The organism is Microbacterium sp. CCNWLW41, from assembly GCF_037083505.1.
The window spans coordinates 654,914-669,928 of sequence record NZ_JBAOJP010000002.1 but is presented as its reverse complement, the minus strand read 5'-3'; the positions used below and the strand labels follow the sequence as shown (position 1 = coordinate 669,928).

Here is a 15,015-nt window from a genome sequence, read left to right as displayed (position 1 = left end):
GCGATCCGACCCCGGTCGGCTCGCCGCGTTCTTCGTCCTCTCATGCTGCGGCAGGAGATCCCGGGTCCGCCCGGGGCCCTCACGCGCCGGCGGGGCGGATGGCAGGCTTGCCCGCGCGCCCCTTCCCCGGCACGCGGACCGGACCGGTCGCGGCGATCTCGGTGACCTCGGCGAGCTCCTCCGACACGTCCAGGCGCAGCGCCTGAGCGAGGGCCAGCCCATGACGGGTCGTCAGGATCAGGCGCTCGTACTCCGCGCCGACCAGGTCGATGACCACGCTCGGGCGGCGACGACGGATCAGCACGAAGTCCTTGCCCGACGCGGACTGCCACGTTCCCGCGGCCAGGACGCCGGGGATGTGCGTGCCGGGAGCGCGGATGCCGCGCAACCACGTCCACGCGTCATCCGTGAGCTGCACCTTCGTGATGGCGGAGCGCTCGATGTGCAGGTTCCCGCGCTGGAACGTGACCGCGCGCTCGATGGGCGAGAGCTCCACCTCGAGCCGGGTCCGGTCCAGCAGCAGCGTCACCATGGCTCAAGTCTGCCAAAACGAGCCCCACGCGTCTCGGAGACAAGCTCACAGGACCACAACGATCCCGTCCGGCGTCCTGCCCGGTCCTCCGTCATGCCCCATGCCTCCCGATCTGCACACTCCGTCCCGATCCGCACACGAAGGGGCCGGCACGCCGTGCGGATCGGGACAAGATGTGCGGATCGGGACGGATGCGGCGGCCGAGAACGGGAACGGCCTGCACGGCGGGCGCCGCCGGGATCCCGTGCCGGTCCCGTGCCGGTGCGGATCAGGCCGCGGCGCGCGCGGCGGCCTCGGCGGCGGCGGGAAGGGCCGCCTCGATCGCCGCGAGCTCCTGCTCGCCGTGGGCCGCGGTCAGGAACCAGGCCTCGAACACGCTCGGCGGCAGCGCGACCCCGTGCTCGCGCATGGCATGGAAGAACGGGGCGTAGCGGTGGCTCTCCTGGGCCTGCGCCTGCGCGTAGTCCCGGGGGCCCTCGGCGGCGAACGCCACGCCGAACAGGTTGCCGGCGCGAGGCACCGCGTGCACGACGCCCGCCGCCGTGAGCGCGCGGTCGAGTGCCGTCGCGACCCGATCCGCGGCGGCGTCCACCCGCGCGTAGGCCTCGGGGGTCGCCAGGCGCAGCGTCGCGAGCCCGGCCGCGACCGAGAGGGGGTTCCCGGAGAGCGTCCCGGCCTGGTAGACCGGACCGGTCGGCGCCAGCAGATCCATGACCTCTGCGCGCCCGCCGAGCGCGGCCAGCGGCATCCCGCCGCCGACGACCTTGCCGAAGGTGAGGATGTCCGGCAGATACTGTTCGCCTGCCTCCTGCTGCAGGCCCCAGAAGCCGGCCGGGTGCACGCGGAACCCCGTGAGCACCTCGTCGAGGATGAGCAGGGCGCCGTGCGCGTGAGCCGTCTCGGCGAGCAGGCGGTTGAAGCCCGGAAGGGGCGGGACCACGCCCATGTTGGCGGCGGAGGCCTCGACGATTACGGCGGCGATCCGCTCCCCGTGCTCGGCGAAGACGGCGGCCAGGGCGTCGGGGTCGTTGTAGTCGATCACGAGGGTCTGCGCCGCGACGGGGGCCGGAACGCCCGCCGATCCGGGGAGAGCGAGCGTGGCGACGCCGGATCCCGCCGCGGCGAGCAGCCCGTCCGAGTGACCGTGGTAGTGGCCCGCGAACTTCACCAGCAGATCACGGCCGGTGGCGCCGCGCGCGAGCCGGATCGCGGTCATGGTCGCCTCGGTGCCGGTCGACACGAGCCGGACCCGTTCCACCGGCCGGGACTCCCCGACGCGGACCCGCTCCGCGATCAGCGTGGCGAGCTCCACCTCCCCCTCGGTGGGGGCGCCGAACGACAGCCCGCGCGCGGCGGCCTCCTGCACCGCCGCGACGACCTCCGGATGCGCGTGCCCGAGGAGGGCGGGCCCCCACGACGCGACCAGATCCACGTAACGGCGCCCCGCGGCGTCCGTCACGGTCGCTCCCTCGGCGCTCGCGAGGAACCGGGGTGTCCCGCCGACCGAGCCGTAGGCGCGAACGGGCGAGTTGACCCCGCCGGGGATGACGGCACGGGCGGCGTCGAAGAGGTCGTCGTTGCGATCGGTCATGCGTCCATCCTCCCGCGGGCGGCTATGCGAGGCGTCCAGGGAGGTGCGGCCTCGGTGCGGCGCCCCGGGTCACCGGCCGGCGCGGATCCAGCCGGCCGCCTCGATCGCCGCGTACGTGAGCACGGCGTCCGCCCCCGCCCGCCGGATCGACAGCAGGGACTCGAGGATCGCCGCGCGGCGGTCGATCCAGCCGTGGCCGGCCGCGGCCTCGATCATCGCGTACTCGCCGGACACCTGGTAGGCCCACACGGGCACCGAGACGGCGTCGCGGACCTCGCGCAGCACGTCCAGGAACGCCATGGCGGGCTTCACCATCACGACGTCGGCGCCTTCGGCCTCGTCGATCACGGCCTCGCGGACGCCCTCGCGGCGGTTCCCGGGGTCCAGCTGGTACGTGCGGCGGTCGCCCTGGAGCTGCGAGTCCACGGCTTCCCGGAAGGGACCGTAGAAGGCGCTGGCGTACTTGGCCGCGTACCCCAGAAGCAGCACGTCGGTGAAGCCCTCGGCGTCGAGCGCTCGGCGGATCGCGTCGACCTGGCCGTCCATCATCCCGGACAGCCCGAGCAGGGCGGAGCCGGCACGCGCCTGCGCGAGCGCCATCGCTGTGTACCGCTCGAGCGTCGCGTCGTTGTCGATGGCGCCGCGGGCGTCGAGGACCCCGCAGTGCCCGTGGTCGGTGAACTCGTCCAGGCACAGATCCGTCTGCACCACGAGGGCGTCGCCCACCTCGGCGGCCACGGCGGCCGTCGCGACGTTCAGGATCCCGTCCGGGTCGTCCGCGCCCGAGCCGACGGCGTCGCGCACGGCGGGGACGCCGAAGAGCATGAGTCCGGAGACGCCGGCCTCCGCCGCCGTCGCCGCGGTCCGGCGGAGCGACTCGATCGTGTGCTGCACGACACCGGGCATCGAGGAGATGGGCGCCGGCTCGGCGATCCCCTCACGGACGAAGGCAGGGAGCACGAGGTGCCGCGGGAGCAGATCGGTCTCCCGGGCGAGCCCGCGCAGCGCGGGCGTCTGCCGCAGCCGCCGCGGGCGCGTCTGCGGGAACGATGCACCGGTCACGGCGCGAACTCGTCGGCCGCGTGCGGGAGGGTGAAGTGCGAGACCGCCTCGATGAGGGCGTCCACGGTCTGCCGGTCCGCGACGACGGAGACCGGCAGCCCGGCGCGCTTGGCGTCCTTGGCGGTGCGGGGTCCGATCGCCGCCAGCAGCGTGGTCTCCGGGATGTTCGGGAACTGCTCCCGCACCTGCTCGGCGACGGAGCCGCTGGTGATCAGGATGGCGTTGATCCGGCCGTTCTCGACGTCCCGGAGGATCCGCTCGGTGACCGGGACCCCGACCGTGCGGTAGGCGACGACGCTGGAGACGTCATGCCCGGCCTTGATCAGCAACCGCGTGAGGACCGGCTTCGCGATCTCGCTGCGCAGGGTCAGGATCCGCCGCGGCTCGGTCTCCAGGGCGATGAGCTGCTGCGCCATGCCCTCCGCGGAGTTGTCGTTCTCGGGGACGAGGTCCACCTTGTACCCGACCGCCTGCAGCGCCGCCGCGGTGGTCTCGCCGACCGCGGCGACCTTCGTCTCCGGGGGGATGACCGCACGGTGCGCGAAGAGGACGTCGACCGTGGTCGCGCTCGTCACGGTCAGCCAGTCGAAGGCGCCCTCCGCGAGGTCGACGAGGGCCCGGTCCAGCGTCTCCTGGTCCGTGGTCGGGCCGAAGTTGATGAGCGGGGCGACGACGGGGACGGCGCCCTGGGCGCGCAGGGACGCGGCGACGCCGTCACCCCAGGGACCGCCGCGCGGCACCAGCACGCGCCAGCCGGTCAGCGGCTTGGCTTGGTTCGATTCAGTCATGATCATCGGGAATGGTCTCGCGGAATGAGGTCGGCCGCCCCACGTTCGAGCAACCGACGGGCAACAGACAACCCGATCGTGCGAGCCGCGGCGATCGGGTCTGCGCCGCCGGCAGCGTCCGCACCATTGCCACTGCCGTTCTGATGAATATACCCCCCGTTCAGGGGTTCGGTGACGTCCACCCCGATCCGCCAGCCGTCGGCGGGCGCGTACACGACGGCGCGCACCCGCAGCGCTTCGCCCTCCACCTGCGCGTGCACGGCCATCGGCGCCTGGCACCCCGCCTCCAGTCCGGCGAGGGTCGCGCGCTCCGCCGTGACCGCGATCCGCGTCGCCTCGTCGTCGAGCGCGGCGAGCGCCGCGAGCAGGTCCTCGGGAGCGTCGGCCACCGTCTCGACCGCGAGCGCCCCCTGTCCCGGTGCCGTCGGCCACTCGGCCAGGCCCAGCGGCTCCGCATGCAGAGGACCGAGCGGATCGCCGTCCAGCCGCGAGAGCCCGGCGGCGGCGAGGATCACGGCGTCGAGCTCCCCCGACGAGACCCGGGCGAGGCGGGAGTCGACGTTGCCGCGGATGTCGATCGCCCGGGCGTGCGGGGCGCGGATCCGGACTTGGGAGATCCGCCGCGGCGAGCCCGTCCCGACCGTCGCGCCGGCGGGGAGCTCGTGCAGCGGGCGTCCGTCCCGGGTCACCGCGACGTCCCGGGCGTCGGCGCGCGGCGGGATCGCGGCGATCCGCAGCGCATCGGGCACGGCGGTGGGAAGGTCCTTCAGCGAGTGCACGAGGAGATCGCACTCACCGCGCAGGAGCGCCTCCCGCAGGGCGGTCGCGAACACGCCCATCCCGCCGATCTCGGAGAGCGAGGCGCGGTTCGTGTCCCCTTCGGAGACGATCGGGACGAGCTCGACCGGGCGGCCGGCGACCTCGCTCAGCGCGGCGGCGACGTGACCGGACTGGGCGCGCGCCAGTGCGCTGCGGCGGGTGCCGAGTCGGATCGGGGTCTGGGCGTTCGACGTGACGGACATGTCGCGCCTACTGCAGCACGTCCGCGATCTCGTCCAGACGCAGGCGTCGTCCGGTGTAGAACGGCACCTCCTCCTTCACGTAACGACGCGCGTCGGTGTAGCGGAGGTCGCGCATCAGGTCCACGAGCTCCGTGGGGTCGTCAGCCTCCAGCGGCAGCAGCCACTCGTAGTCGCCGAGCGCGAAGGCGGCCACGGTGTTCGCGATGACGCCACGGAAGGCGGCGCCGCGGCGTCCGTGGTCGGCCAGCATCTGCCGGCGCTCGTCCTCCTCGATGAGGTACCACTCCGGCGTGCGCACGAACGGGTACAGGCAGAGCCATCCCTTCGGCTCGACGCCGCGAAGGAACCCGGGGACGTGCGCGCGGTTGAACTCCGCGTCGCGGTGCACCCCCATCACGTTCCACACCGGCAGCAGGGAGCGCAGGAGCTCGGTCCGACGGAGCCGCCGCAGATCCCGCTGGAGCTCCTCGGCGGTGGCGCCGTGCAGCCAGACCATGAGGTCCGCGTCGGCCTTGAGCCCGGAGACGTCGTAGAAGCCGCGGACGCTGACGCCCCCGGCCTCGATGTGGGAGACGATGTCCTCCAGCTCCGTGGCGTCGGTCTCCGTCACCGGGGCGTCGGGGTTCCGGCGCCACACCGCCCACAGGGTGAAGCCCGAGGGCGATGCCTCGGCGCTGTCGACGGACTCGGACGGGGTGGGGACGACGGGTTCGGACATGGTCCCAGTCTGCCCCTTCCCGCGGCGGGTCGCGAACCGCGGGGCGCTTTCGGCCGGTGCGCGCGGGAGCCTGCGGAGCGGGCCCGTCTCAGCGGGAGAGGAGCCGGGCCACGCCCCAGACGACGCCGCCGACGGCGACGGCCGCACCGACCACGATCAGCGTGACCTTGACCGGGTTCGTCCGGGCCTCCTGCCGCAGACGCGCGCTCTCGCGGGTGATCGCCTTCTCCATCCGGCGGGGCAGGTTCCCCTTGACCTCGATGGCGGCCAGCGCGGCCTTCAGCTCGGCGCGCGCGGACGCGACCGGATCGACGATCCCGTGCGGCACCGCCGTCCGCGGCACGGCGGGGGTGGTCTGCTCAGCGGACGTCATCGCCGGCCTCCTTCACGATGCGGATGTCCTCGGCGACGGCCTGCGCGGGGTTCTCCCTGGCCAGCACCTTCCGGAACTTCAGGATGCCCAGCAGGGCGAACAGCGCGACGGCCAGCAGCAGCACGACGAACACGATGATGGCCGACAGCCACACCGGCAGCCACGACGCGATCCCCGCGATCGCGAACACGAGCAGCACCGGCACCGCCCAGAACAGGAAGAACAGGGCGACGAGGAACCAGACGCTCCCGATCCCCGCGTCCTTGGACGTGCGGGCGATCCAGGTCTTGGCGGCGTCGATCTCCGCCTTGACGAGGTTGCTGACGAGGTCCGGCAGGTCGCCGAGCAGCGTCAGCAGGCTGTCGTCGGCACGATCCCGGTATCCGCGGACCATGTCACGCGCCTCGCGACGATCCGGAGCCCTTGGCCGACCGGGTCGATCCCGTGCTCTTCTTCGTCGCGGATGCGGTCGTCTTCTTCGCGGACGACGTCTTGGCCGGCCGATCGAGTTCGCCGTCCTCCGCCGCGTCGACGGTGTCCTCCACCGCGCGCTTGAGGTCCTCGACCGCGCCCTTGCCGCTCGACAGGGCCGAGTCGACCTTCTGGCCCGGCGTCCCGTCGGCGTTGACCGCCTTGACGACCTTGACGGCGCCGTTCCACAGCGCCTGCGGGACGGCGGCGGCCTGGCTCTTCGCGAACTCGCGGACCTTGCCCACCTGTGCCTGCACGGGGTCGAGGTGCCAGACCTTCAGCCACTGCGTCTTGATCTGCTCGTAGCGTTCGCGACCGGCGCGCGTGCCCAGCACGTACCCCACTCCGAGTCCGACGACGAGTCCGATCTTCCCCTTCATAGGGTCTCCTCACGATGTGGTCGGCCTTGCGGACTACCAGCGTAACCCCGTATTCCGATTTCGGCATCTATCGTCCGTGACGAGCGCGCGGGAACAGGCGATCGCGCAGGATCAGGCGGTCATCGCGCCTCGGCGCCTGATCTCGCGCGTCCGCCTGATCCGGCGGGACGGTCTCGGCGTCAGCCCCACAGGAGCGCGTGGCGAAGGCGCTCGGCCTCGGCCCGCGCGTGGGGCACGACCTGGGCGAGCCCCGTCCCGGAGAGCCAGGCGCCTGTGGCGGCGAGCCGGTGGCCCGCGGCGATCACCCGGGCAGCGGCGGCCCGCCGGTCGGCCGCGCCGATCGCCGCCGTCGGCTGGGACTGGGTGAACCGCGCGCGGAACGATCCGCGCAGCGCGCTCGCCGGCAGGGCGACACCGAGCATCGCCGCGGCCTCGGACATCGCCAGCCGGGCGGCGGCGTCGTCGTCCAGCCCCGACGTCGCCGGCTCCTCCCCCTGGGAGCCGAACGACACCCGCACCACGTGTCGGTCCCCTGCGGCGGTGCGCAGCCACGGCCACTTGGCGGTGGCGTGTGTGAGGGCCTTGGCGGTGTGGCTGCCGGGGACCGTGAGGACGCCGGATCCGCGCGGGGACGCGTCGAGAGCCGGAGCGTCCAGGACCAGGGTGATGATCTCGATGTGCGGGGCGTCGCCGGCGGGGATCGCATCGAGGGCCGAGACGTGCGGCGACAGCAGGCGACGCGTCGTCGCCTCGTCCGCGGCGAGGATCACGGCGTCGAACCGCTCCTCCGCCACAAGGGCGTCTCCCCCCTCCGTCGATGCGTCGATGTCCGCGTCCGCGGGGCGGGGTCGGGGATCGGGCGCCTCGAACCGCACGACCCAGGCGTCGGCGTCCCGCGCGAGCCCGACGACGGAGGAGCCGGTGCGGACCTCGGATCCGAGCACGCCGAGCCGGGCGACGAGGGCGTCCACGAGCACGGCCATGCCGCCGTCGATCCCGCGCACGGCCGCGCCAGGAGCGCGCGCCGGCTCGGCTCCGCTCCGGGGCGCGGCGGTCTTCCGGGCCGCGTCCGCGCGCAGGCTCGCCACAGCCCCGGACAACGACCCGGCCCGGGTCAGCGCCGCGTTGAGTCCCGGGGCGGCCACCTCGGTGTCGATCGTGTCGGGATGGGCGGAATGCACGCCCGTCGTGACGGGGGCGACCAGGCAGTCGAGGACCCGCGCGCCCATGCGCGAGCGGACGAGATGCCCGAGGCTCCGGTCGTGGCCGATGGTCAGCGGAGGACGCAGCCGGTCGACGTACGCGCGCCAGGCGCCGCGCCACCCGATGATCCGCCGCACGTCCTCGGCGAACGGATTCTCCGGGATCCCGAGGATCCCGCCGCGCGGCAGCGGCGCCGCACCGACCCCCGGGATCCCCGCGAGCCAGGCGCCGCCGGGGGCCGGGTCCACGATGCGCTCCGCGAGACCGAGATCCTCCAGCAGCGCCTGCACGTGCCCGCCGCGCGTGGCGAAGCTCTCCGCCCCCGCGTCGAACGCGATCCCGTCCGCCTCTCCGCGGCGGACCACGCCTCCGGCGACCGGCGCCGCCTCGAACACGGTGGCGTGCATGCCGACGGCCGCGATCTCCTTGGCTGCGACGAGCCCGGCGACCCCGCCGCCGACGACGGCGACGCGCACGGCCGCCGCCCGCTCGGCGAGCTCCGGGGCGTCACCGGGGAGCGCGGTCATGAGCGCTCCGCCTCCGCGGCGTTCTCGGCGTCCACGGTCCGCGCCAGCTCGACGATCCTGGTCAGCACCGCCGGGTCGGTCTCCGGCGGCACCCCGTGTCCGAGGTTGAGGATGTGTGCGCGGGCGCTGCGGCCTCGGCGCAGGACCTCGCGCACCTGCTCCTCGAGTACAGGCCACGGCGCGGTGAGGAGGGCGGGATCGATGTTGCCCTGCACGGTGACATCGGGGCCGAGGATCCCCGCGGCGGTGTCCAGGGGCATCCGCCAGTCGACGCCGACCGCGTCGGCCGCGGGTGCGCCGTCGGCGCCGATCAGGCGCATGTCGCCGAGGAAGGGCCCCGTGCCGACACCGAAGTGGATCACCGGCGCGCCGATCCCGCGCACCGCGGCGGCGGAGTGCGGGGCGACGAAGGTGCGGTAGTCCTCGGGCGCGAGGGATCCCGCCCAGGAGTCGAACAGCTGCACGGCCGCGGCGCCGGCGTCGCGCTGCGCCGAGAGGAACGTGCGCGAGAGCCGCGCGAGCCATCCGGCCAGCCGGTTCCAGGACTCCGGGTCCGCGTGCATCATCGCCCGCGCGCGCAGGTGCTCCTTCGACGGGCCGCCCTCGACCAGGTAGGCGGCCAGAGTGAAGGGGGCACCGGCGAATCCGATTAGCGGCGTCTCACCGAGCTCCGCCGTCACGATCCGGACCGCCTCCGCGATGGCGGACGTGTCGAGCGCCTCGGGATCGATCGCGGTGAGGCGCACGACGTCGTCCGCGGTGCGGACCGGGGCCGCGAAGACGGGCCCCCGGCCCGGCTCGATCTCGACCTCCACGCCGGCGAGACGGAGCGGCACGACGATGTCGCTGAAGAAGATGCCCGCGTCCACGCCGTGACGACGGACCGGCTGGAGCGTGATCTCCGCGGCGAGCTCGGGCGTCAGACACGCGTCGAGCATCCGCGTCCCGACCCGCAGCTCCCGGTACTCCGGCAGGGAACGCCCGGCCTGGCGCATGAACCAGACGGGGGTGCGGTCGGGTCGATCGCCCGCGAGGGCGCGCAGCAGCGGGGCATCCGGGAGGGCCATGCGTCCATCCTCGCACCCCGTTCTTATGCGACTCCTCGGTGTTCTGCGGCTCCTCGATCCCGATCCGTGGGGTTTCCCGTCCCGTCCGATCCGTCCCGTCCGGTCCGTCCCGTCCCGTCCAGTCCGGTCCGTCCCGATCTGGTCCGTCCCGATCTGGTCCGTCCCGATCTGCACACATCGCTCCGATCCGCACACGCTCTGCCCCGATCGCTGTGCAGATCGGGACCGGATGTGCAGATCGGGACGGTGGCGGGCGGAGTCGAGAACGGCGGAGACCCGGCCGGACACCGGGCCCGCGCCGGCGAGATGACGGCGTCCAGGCCGCGGAAAGGATCCTCGCCGTAGACTCGGAGGGTGCTCCTGTGCGTGACGGCGAGTCACAAGACCGCCTCCTTCGATCTGCTCGAACGCCTCAGCCGCACCCCCGAAGGCATCGCGACCGGCCTGACCGAGACGGCCGAGTGCGTCCAGGGGGCCGTGGTGCTGGCGACGTGCAACCGCTTCGAGGCGTACGTCGAGATGGACGAGCCCGTGACCGCGGCCGGTGCCATCGGCGTCGAGGCGGTGCTCGAGGCCGTCCAGGCGAGCACCGGCGTCACCCCTGCGGACCTCGAGGGCGCCTACGTCGTGCACAGCGGCCGGCGCGTCGCCGAGCACCTCTTCGCCGTCGCGTCCGGACTCGAGTCCGTGGTCTCCGGCGAGGGCGAGATCGCCGGTCAGGTGCGCCGCGCGCTCACCACCGCGCGCGCCGAGGGCACCACCTCTCCCGAGCTCGAGCGTCTGTTCCAGCGGGCGAGCCAGGCGCAGCGCAAGGTCAAGAACGTCACCGCCCTCGGCCGTGCGGGGCGCTCGCTGGTCCGCCTCGCGCTGGAGCTGGCGGACAGCCGCATCGCCGACTGGTCCGCGGAGCGCGTGCTCCTCATCGGCACGGGCGCGTACGCCGCCGTCACCCTCGCCACCCTCCGCGAGCGCGGCGCCGTCGACATCGCCGTCCACTCGCCGTCCGGCCGCGCCGAGGCCTTCGCCGCGAAGCACGGGATCCGCGCCCTGCCCGCGACCGAGTACGCCCGCGCGGCGGCCTCGGCCTCCCTGATCATCACCTGCACCACGGCCGAGCACGCGGTGCTGGATGCCGAAGTGCTGCGCGCGGGTCGCGACGTGCCGGCGTCCTCCGCGGCACCCGGCTGCCCGGTGCACGCCGTGTCCGCGTCGGCGCCGACCCAGTTGGTCATCGACCTCGGGATGCCGCGCAACGTCTCCCCCGACGTGGCGGGCATCGAGGGCGTCTCGCTGCTGGATCTGGAGACCATCCGCCTGCACGCCCCGCTGGAGGAGCTGCAGGCGACGGACGCCGCCCGTTCCATCGTCCGCGAGGCGGCCGAGACGTTCCACGTCGTCGGCGAGCGGCAGAGCGTCACGCCCGCGGTCGTGTCCCTCCGCTCGCACATCTTCGGCCTCCTTGAGGCGGAGATCGAGCGCGCGCGCCGCCGCGGGGATGAGGACGGCCGGGTGGAGCAGGCCATGCGCCACCTCGCCGGGGTGCTGCTGCACACTCCCACCTCGCGGGCGCACGAGCTCGCCGCCGCCGGTCGCGGCGCGGAGTTCTCCGCGGCGCTGGAGACCCTCTTCGGCCTCACCCCCGACGAGGACGCCCGCTCCGCCGAGACCGCCTGATCCCGGCCCCGCGTCACGCCCACGCCCCGTCCACGCGGCGTCAGGCGAACGCGCCGCATCAGGCACCTGCGCGCCCCGAGCGCCTGATCCCGCGCGTGTGCCTGAGCCCACGCGATGGTGTTCCCTCCCGAAATCCCCTCCACGCGGGGATCCCCCGTTCGCGCGGAAACCACCGGGCACGCGGAGAACCACCGGTCACGCGGATCGATGGTGCGGATACTTCCGCGCGAAGAGGAGAAGGCCGTCTGGAGCGGCGGGCCGGACTGCGGCGGTCTCTTCGGCGACGGCAGCCGTGGTCGCAACCGCCGGCGGTGCCCGATGAACATCTGCGGGAACAGGGGGAAGGAACAGAGTGAAGAAGGCACAGCTCTCGGCGAGGGGGCGATGCCACACTGGAGGCATGACCCTTCACATCACCGGAGACACCGCCTCCGACGACCTGCTCACGAACAACCCGCTCGCGCTGCTGGTGGGCATGCTCCTGGACCAGCAGGTGCGCTAACCATGTGAAAGTCGGACAATCTGTTACTCCATGAGGAGCGCGAGCGGGTTGCGAACACCCGACTAGGTAAGTCGCTACCACTTTCCTTGCGTGGTATCGCCGCTCTCGCGTTTGGGATAATCTTCCTAAGACGAAGCGAAGGGGCCACATGACCGACCACACGGGCGCAGACAACGGGGAGCTTGACAAGGCGGATCGCCCGGGATTCCGAGCGTTTGAGGCTCGCGACGACCTCTCGAAGTACGGCAACAACGCGCTTCTTCTTTTCCTAGCACAAATGCGCCTCGGTGTTGATGACATTGAAGCGTTCGCTGCAAATGCACTCACCGATCACAGCAACGACAAGAAGTGTGATCTGGTCTCGGTCGTTAACGATGGTTCCAAGATCGTAGTCGGGCAGGGCTACTTCTCGCGGACCGCTAAGCCCGCTGCGCCGGATAACAAGGCGGCGGACGCTAACACCGCCGTGAGCTGGCTCATCTCCGGTCCGCTTGAAACAGTCCCAAACGTGCTGCGCGGTGCCGCAGAGGAGGTCCGAGCCGCGCTGTTTGCGGGTACGGTAAGCGAATTCGAGATTTGGTACTCTCACAACCTCCCCGAGTCCAAGAACGTTCAGCGAGAGCTTGACCAAGCAGCTCGGACAGCGGACGCACTGATCAAGCGCGACTTTCCGGATGCGGTCGTCGATGTCACATCGACGGAGTTCGGCGTCGTCGCACTCGAAGACGAGTACTTGAGAACTCAAGCACCGATCCTCGTCGCTGACGAATTCTTACTTCAAGTACCCGGAGGCTTTGAACTCAAGGCGGACGGCTGGAGCGCGTTTTCGACGGCGATCAGTGCCGTGGCGCTGAGAGCGCTATGGTCTGCGCACACTACCGATCTCATGTCCCCAAATATTCGCGACTACCTCGGAATGGTGCGGTCCGTGGGGAACATTAACTTCGGGATCAAGGAGACAGCGAAGTCGGAGCCCGAGAACTTCGCGATCTTCAATAACGGAATCACGATCTTGGTCAACGATTACGAGTTTATCGAAAACGCGTCAGAGTTGAGGGTGGAAGGGGTGGGCATCGTCAACGGCGGTCAGACGACCGGCGCCATCGGCGAGCTGTCAGCATCGGAAGCTTCACGACTTGAAGAAGCGATGGTGATGGCGCGATTCGTGAAGTGCACCGATCCATCAGTGCTGCAGAACATCGTCCGGTACAACAATACGCAGAATAAGGTTGAGGCCACGGATTTTCGAAGCAAAGATCCTATTCAGGAGCGGTTGAGGGACGAGTTCTCGAAGATTCCTGAGGCAGAGTACCGAGGAGGGCGGCGCGGAGGCGCTAGTGATGCAATCGTTCGTCGACGCGGGTTGCTTCCCGACTCTTCGGTCGCACAGTCGCTCGCGGCCTTCCACGGTCGACCGAACCTCGCGTACAACGAAACGCGGGCAATATGGGACAACGACGCCACTTATGCCAGCGTCTTTCGTGACACGCTCAGCGCGCGGCACATCGTGTTCGTGTTCGGCCTGCTGCGAGCAGTGGACCAAACGAAGCAGACGATAATGTCCATTCCGGAATCAGGGCGGACCGACGCACAGAAGCGTCACGCAGAGTTCTTCCGCGCTCGAGGCTCGAACCTGCTCTTCGTCGCGGCCATTGGCTCGTGCGTGGAGACATTGGTGGGGCGCCCGATCACCGATCGAACGCAACTGATGTTCAGGCGTAATCTGTCACCCGCAGAGGCTACCCTCGCCTGGCAACCGATAGTCAGCACTCTCCTGTCGTTCTCGAAAAACCTCGCTCCCGCAACTGATCAGGGATTGAAATCGCAGGAAAAGGTCGCGAAAGCGCTCGATGACTTTGCTGCCATGGTCGAGGCCACTCGGTCCGCAAATCCGGAACCCTTTGATGCACTTGCGGCTGAAACGCTACCGGCGGCCACCAACCAGGCCGGGGTCTAATCGAGCATTCTGAGCGGCGCATGCGGTCAGGGTAGACAATCACACCTCTTGCGCCGGGTGCCACACTGGAGGCATGGCCCTTCACATCACCGGAGACACCGCCGCCGACGACCTGCTCACGAACAACCCGCTCGCGCTGCTCGTGGGCATGCTCCTGGATCAGCAGGTGCCCATGGAGACCGCGTTCGCAGGGCCGTTGAAGATCGAGCAGCGCACCGGCGCGGCCGACGCCGCCGCGATCGCGGGCATGGATCCGGACGCCTTCCTGGAGGCCTTCCGGCAGACCCCGTCCGTGCACCGTTTCCCCGGATCCATGGCGACTCGCGTGCAGACCCTCTGCCAGACGATCGTCGACGACTGGGGCGGGGACGCCGCGGCGCTGTGGACCGAGGGAGACCCCGACGGCGCAGAGGTGCTGCGGCGGCTGAAGGCGCTCCCCGGCTTCGGCGAGCAGAAGGCGAAGATCTTCCTCGCGCTCCTCGGCAAGCAGTACGGCTTCACAGGGGCCGGCTGGCGCGAGGCCTCGGCGCCGTACGGCGAGGACGGCTCCTTCCGATCCGTCGCCGACATCGTCTCCCCCGAGTCCCTCGCCAAGGTCCGCGAGCACAAGAAGGCGATGAAGGCTGAGGCCGCCCGGAGCAATGCGACGAAGGAGCGTTGATGCGGGCGAGCTCAGGGGTGAGCGGGCGCAGCGAGCCGAAGCCCACCGCGAAGGCCGGGTCGTGAAGCCGACCGGCGGCAGCGTCGAGGGCTTCCTGGCCGGCGTCACACCTGCCGGGCGCAGGCACGACGCCGAGACTCTGACCGCCCTGCTGCAGGAGATCTCCGGACGCGAGCCGCGTCTGTGGGGCACCATCGTGGGGTTCGGCAGCTGCCACTACCGCTACCCCACCGGCACCGAGGGCGACATGCCGCTGCTCGCGTTCGCGCCCCGCAAGGCCGCCTCGGCCGTCTACCTGACGTCGACCGCCGCGCATGCGGACGACCTCGCCCGTCTCGGCCCGCACACCACCGGCGTCGGGTGCCTCTACATCAAGGATCTCGAGCAGGTGGACCTGGACGTTCTGCGGGGCATCCTGTCCGCATCGCTGCGGTGGGCCGAGAACGGCGGCGACGAGCACACCGCGCTCACCGTCACCGGCTGAGCA

15 protein-coding genes and 2 pseudogenes are annotated in these 15,015 nt (G+C 71.4%); 6 read left to right on the top strand and 11 right to left on the bottom strand.

The window, feature by feature from the left end:
* Positions 1 to 79: 79 nt before the first annotated feature.
* From V6R91_RS10970 to hemE, 11 genes are all read right to left on the bottom strand, one after another.
* Positions 80 to 532 carry a hypothetical protein gene (locus V6R91_RS10970; protein WP_067250842.1) on the bottom strand — a complete coding sequence of 151 codons (453 nt, stop codon included), beginning with the start codon at positions 530 to 532 and terminating at the stop codon, positions 80 to 82.
* A gap of 268 nt (positions 533 to 800) precedes the next feature.
* Positions 801 to 2,123 carry a glutamate-1-semialdehyde 2,1-aminomutase gene (gene hemL / locus V6R91_RS10965; protein WP_231819724.1) on the bottom strand — a complete coding sequence of 441 codons (1,323 nt, stop codon included), beginning with the start codon at positions 2,121 to 2,123 and terminating at the stop codon, positions 801 to 803.
* 69 nt (positions 2,124 to 2,192) lie between these two features.
* On the bottom strand, positions 2,193 to 3,185 hold the full coding sequence (gene hemB / locus V6R91_RS10960; protein WP_067250413.1) for a porphobilinogen synthase: 993 nt from the start codon (positions 3,183 to 3,185) through the stop codon (positions 2,193 to 2,195).
* Positions 3,182 to 3,973 (bottom strand): uroporphyrinogen-III synthase, encoded by a 792-nt coding sequence (locus tag V6R91_RS10955; protein WP_372449942.1) that lies wholly within the window; start codon positions 3,971 to 3,973, stop codon positions 3,182 to 3,184. The genes hemB and V6R91_RS10955 overlap by 4 nt, the downstream gene beginning before the upstream one ends.
* 2 nt (positions 3,974 to 3,975) lie before the next feature.
* Complete coding sequence (gene hemC, locus V6R91_RS10950; protein WP_231819723.1) at positions 3,976 to 4,995, bottom strand: hydroxymethylbilane synthase; 1,020 nt, start codon at positions 4,993 to 4,995, stop codon at positions 3,976 to 3,978.
* 7 nt (positions 4,996 to 5,002) lie between these two features.
* Positions 5,003 to 5,713, bottom strand: a complete 711-nt coding sequence (gene hemQ / locus V6R91_RS10945; protein ID WP_067250404.1) for a hydrogen peroxide-dependent heme synthase — start codon at positions 5,711 to 5,713, stop codon at positions 5,003 to 5,005.
* Positions 5,714 to 5,801: 88 nt separating this feature from the next.
* Positions 5,802 to 6,086: a hypothetical protein gene (locus tag V6R91_RS10940; protein ID WP_067250401.1), complete on the bottom strand. Its 285-nt coding sequence runs from the start codon at positions 6,084 to 6,086 to the stop codon at positions 5,802 to 5,804.
* Entirely contained in the window at positions 6,073 to 6,480 is a 408-nt protein-coding gene (locus tag V6R91_RS10935; RefSeq protein ID WP_067250397.1) for a phage holin family protein, read from the bottom strand. Before V6R91_RS10935 ends, V6R91_RS10940 begins: the two co-directional genes overlap by 14 nt.
* A 1-nt stretch (position 6,481) precedes the next feature.
* Positions 6,482 to 6,937, bottom strand: a complete 456-nt coding sequence (locus V6R91_RS10930) for a hypothetical protein (RefSeq protein ID WP_067250394.1) — start codon at positions 6,935 to 6,937, stop codon at positions 6,482 to 6,484.
* A 179-nt stretch (positions 6,938 to 7,116) separates the two neighbouring features.
* The gene (locus V6R91_RS10925; protein WP_336395439.1) at positions 7,117 to 8,667 is read right to left on the bottom strand and encodes a protoporphyrinogen/coproporphyrinogen oxidase; all 1,551 of its coding nucleotides are present in this window, start codon (positions 8,665 to 8,667) and stop codon (positions 7,117 to 7,119) included.
* The gene (gene hemE / locus V6R91_RS10920) at positions 8,664 to 9,734 is read right to left on the bottom strand and encodes a uroporphyrinogen decarboxylase (protein ID WP_336395438.1); all 1,071 of its coding nucleotides are present in this window, start codon (positions 9,732 to 9,734) and stop codon (positions 8,664 to 8,666) included. The genes V6R91_RS10925 and hemE overlap by 4 nt, the downstream gene beginning before the upstream one ends.
* A 354-nt stretch (positions 9,735 to 10,088) precedes the next feature.
* Between hemE and V6R91_RS10915 the strand changes: the two genes are divergently transcribed.
* The 6 genes and pseudogenes from V6R91_RS10915 (at position 10,089) to V6R91_RS10895 (ending at position 15,012) form a co-directional block, all read left to right on the top strand.
* Positions 10,089 to 11,408 carry a glutamyl-tRNA reductase gene (locus V6R91_RS10915; protein WP_336395437.1) on the top strand — a complete coding sequence of 440 codons (1,320 nt, stop codon included), beginning with the start codon at positions 10,089 to 10,091 and terminating at the stop codon, positions 11,406 to 11,408.
* 114 nt (positions 11,409 to 11,522) lie between these two features.
* Positions 11,523 to 11,741, top strand: a pseudogene (locus V6R91_RS36375) (CGNR zinc finger domain-containing protein); the annotation flags it as partial.
* A gap of 67 nt (positions 11,742 to 11,808) precedes the next feature.
* Positions 11,809 to 11,904: pseudogene (locus tag V6R91_RS10910) on the top strand (HhH-GPD-type base excision DNA repair protein); the annotation flags it as partial.
* A gap of 154 nt (positions 11,905 to 12,058) precedes the next feature.
* Entirely contained in the window at positions 12,059 to 13,867 is a 1,809-nt protein-coding gene (locus V6R91_RS10905; protein WP_336395436.1) for an AIPR family protein, read from the top strand.
* 73 nt (positions 13,868 to 13,940) lie between these two features.
* Positions 13,941 to 14,528 (top strand): HhH-GPD-type base excision DNA repair protein, encoded by a 588-nt coding sequence (locus V6R91_RS10900; RefSeq protein WP_336395435.1) that lies wholly within the window; start codon positions 13,941 to 13,943, stop codon positions 14,526 to 14,528.
* Positions 14,529 to 14,589: 61 nt separating this feature from the next.
* Positions 14,590 to 15,012, top strand: a complete 423-nt coding sequence (locus tag V6R91_RS10895; protein ID WP_336395434.1) for a DUF1801 domain-containing protein — start codon at positions 14,590 to 14,592, stop codon at positions 15,010 to 15,012.
* Positions 15,013 to 15,015 lie beyond the last annotated feature (3 nt).

Bases quoted from the DNA above. Each gene is read 5' to 3' on its own strand.
- hemQ (WP_067250404.1), bottom strand. From the start codon at position 5,713: ATGTCCGAACCCGTCGTCCCCACCCCGTCCGAGTCCGTCGACAGCGCC.
- hemC (WP_231819723.1), bottom strand. From the start codon at position 4,995: ATGTCCGTCACGTCGAACGCCCAGACCCCGATCCGACTCGGCACCCGC.
- hemE (WP_336395438.1), bottom strand. From the start codon at position 9,734: ATGGCCCTCCCGGATGCCCCGCTGCTGCGCGCCCTCGCGGGCGATCGA.
- V6R91_RS10955 (WP_372449942.1), bottom strand. From the start codon at position 3,973: ATGACTGAATCGAACCAAGCCAAGCCGCTGACCGGCTGGCGCGTGCTG.
- hemL (WP_231819724.1), bottom strand. From the start codon at position 2,123: ATGACCGATCGCAACGACGACCTCTTCGACGCCGCCCGTGCCGTCATC.
- V6R91_RS10940 (WP_067250401.1), bottom strand. From the start codon at position 6,086: ATGACGTCCGCTGAGCAGACCACCCCCGCCGTGCCGCGGACGGCGGTG.
- V6R91_RS10930 (WP_067250394.1), bottom strand. From the start codon at position 6,937: ATGAAGGGGAAGATCGGACTCGTCGTCGGACTCGGAGTGGGGTACGTG.
- V6R91_RS10900 (WP_336395435.1), top strand. From the start codon at position 13,941: ATGGCCCTTCACATCACCGGAGACACCGCCGCCGACGACCTGCTCACG.
- V6R91_RS10925 (WP_336395439.1), bottom strand. From the start codon at position 8,667: ATGACCGCGCTCCCCGGTGACGCCCCGGAGCTCGCCGAGCGGGCGGCG.
- V6R91_RS10935 (WP_067250397.1), bottom strand. From the start codon at position 6,480: ATGGTCCGCGGATACCGGGATCGTGCCGACGACAGCCTGCTGACGCTG.
- V6R91_RS10905 (WP_336395436.1), top strand. From the start codon at position 12,059: ATGACCGACCACACGGGCGCAGACAACGGGGAGCTTGACAAGGCGGAT.
- V6R91_RS10970 (WP_067250842.1), bottom strand. From the start codon at position 532: ATGGTGACGCTGCTGCTGGACCGGACCCGGCTCGAGGTGGAGCTCTCG.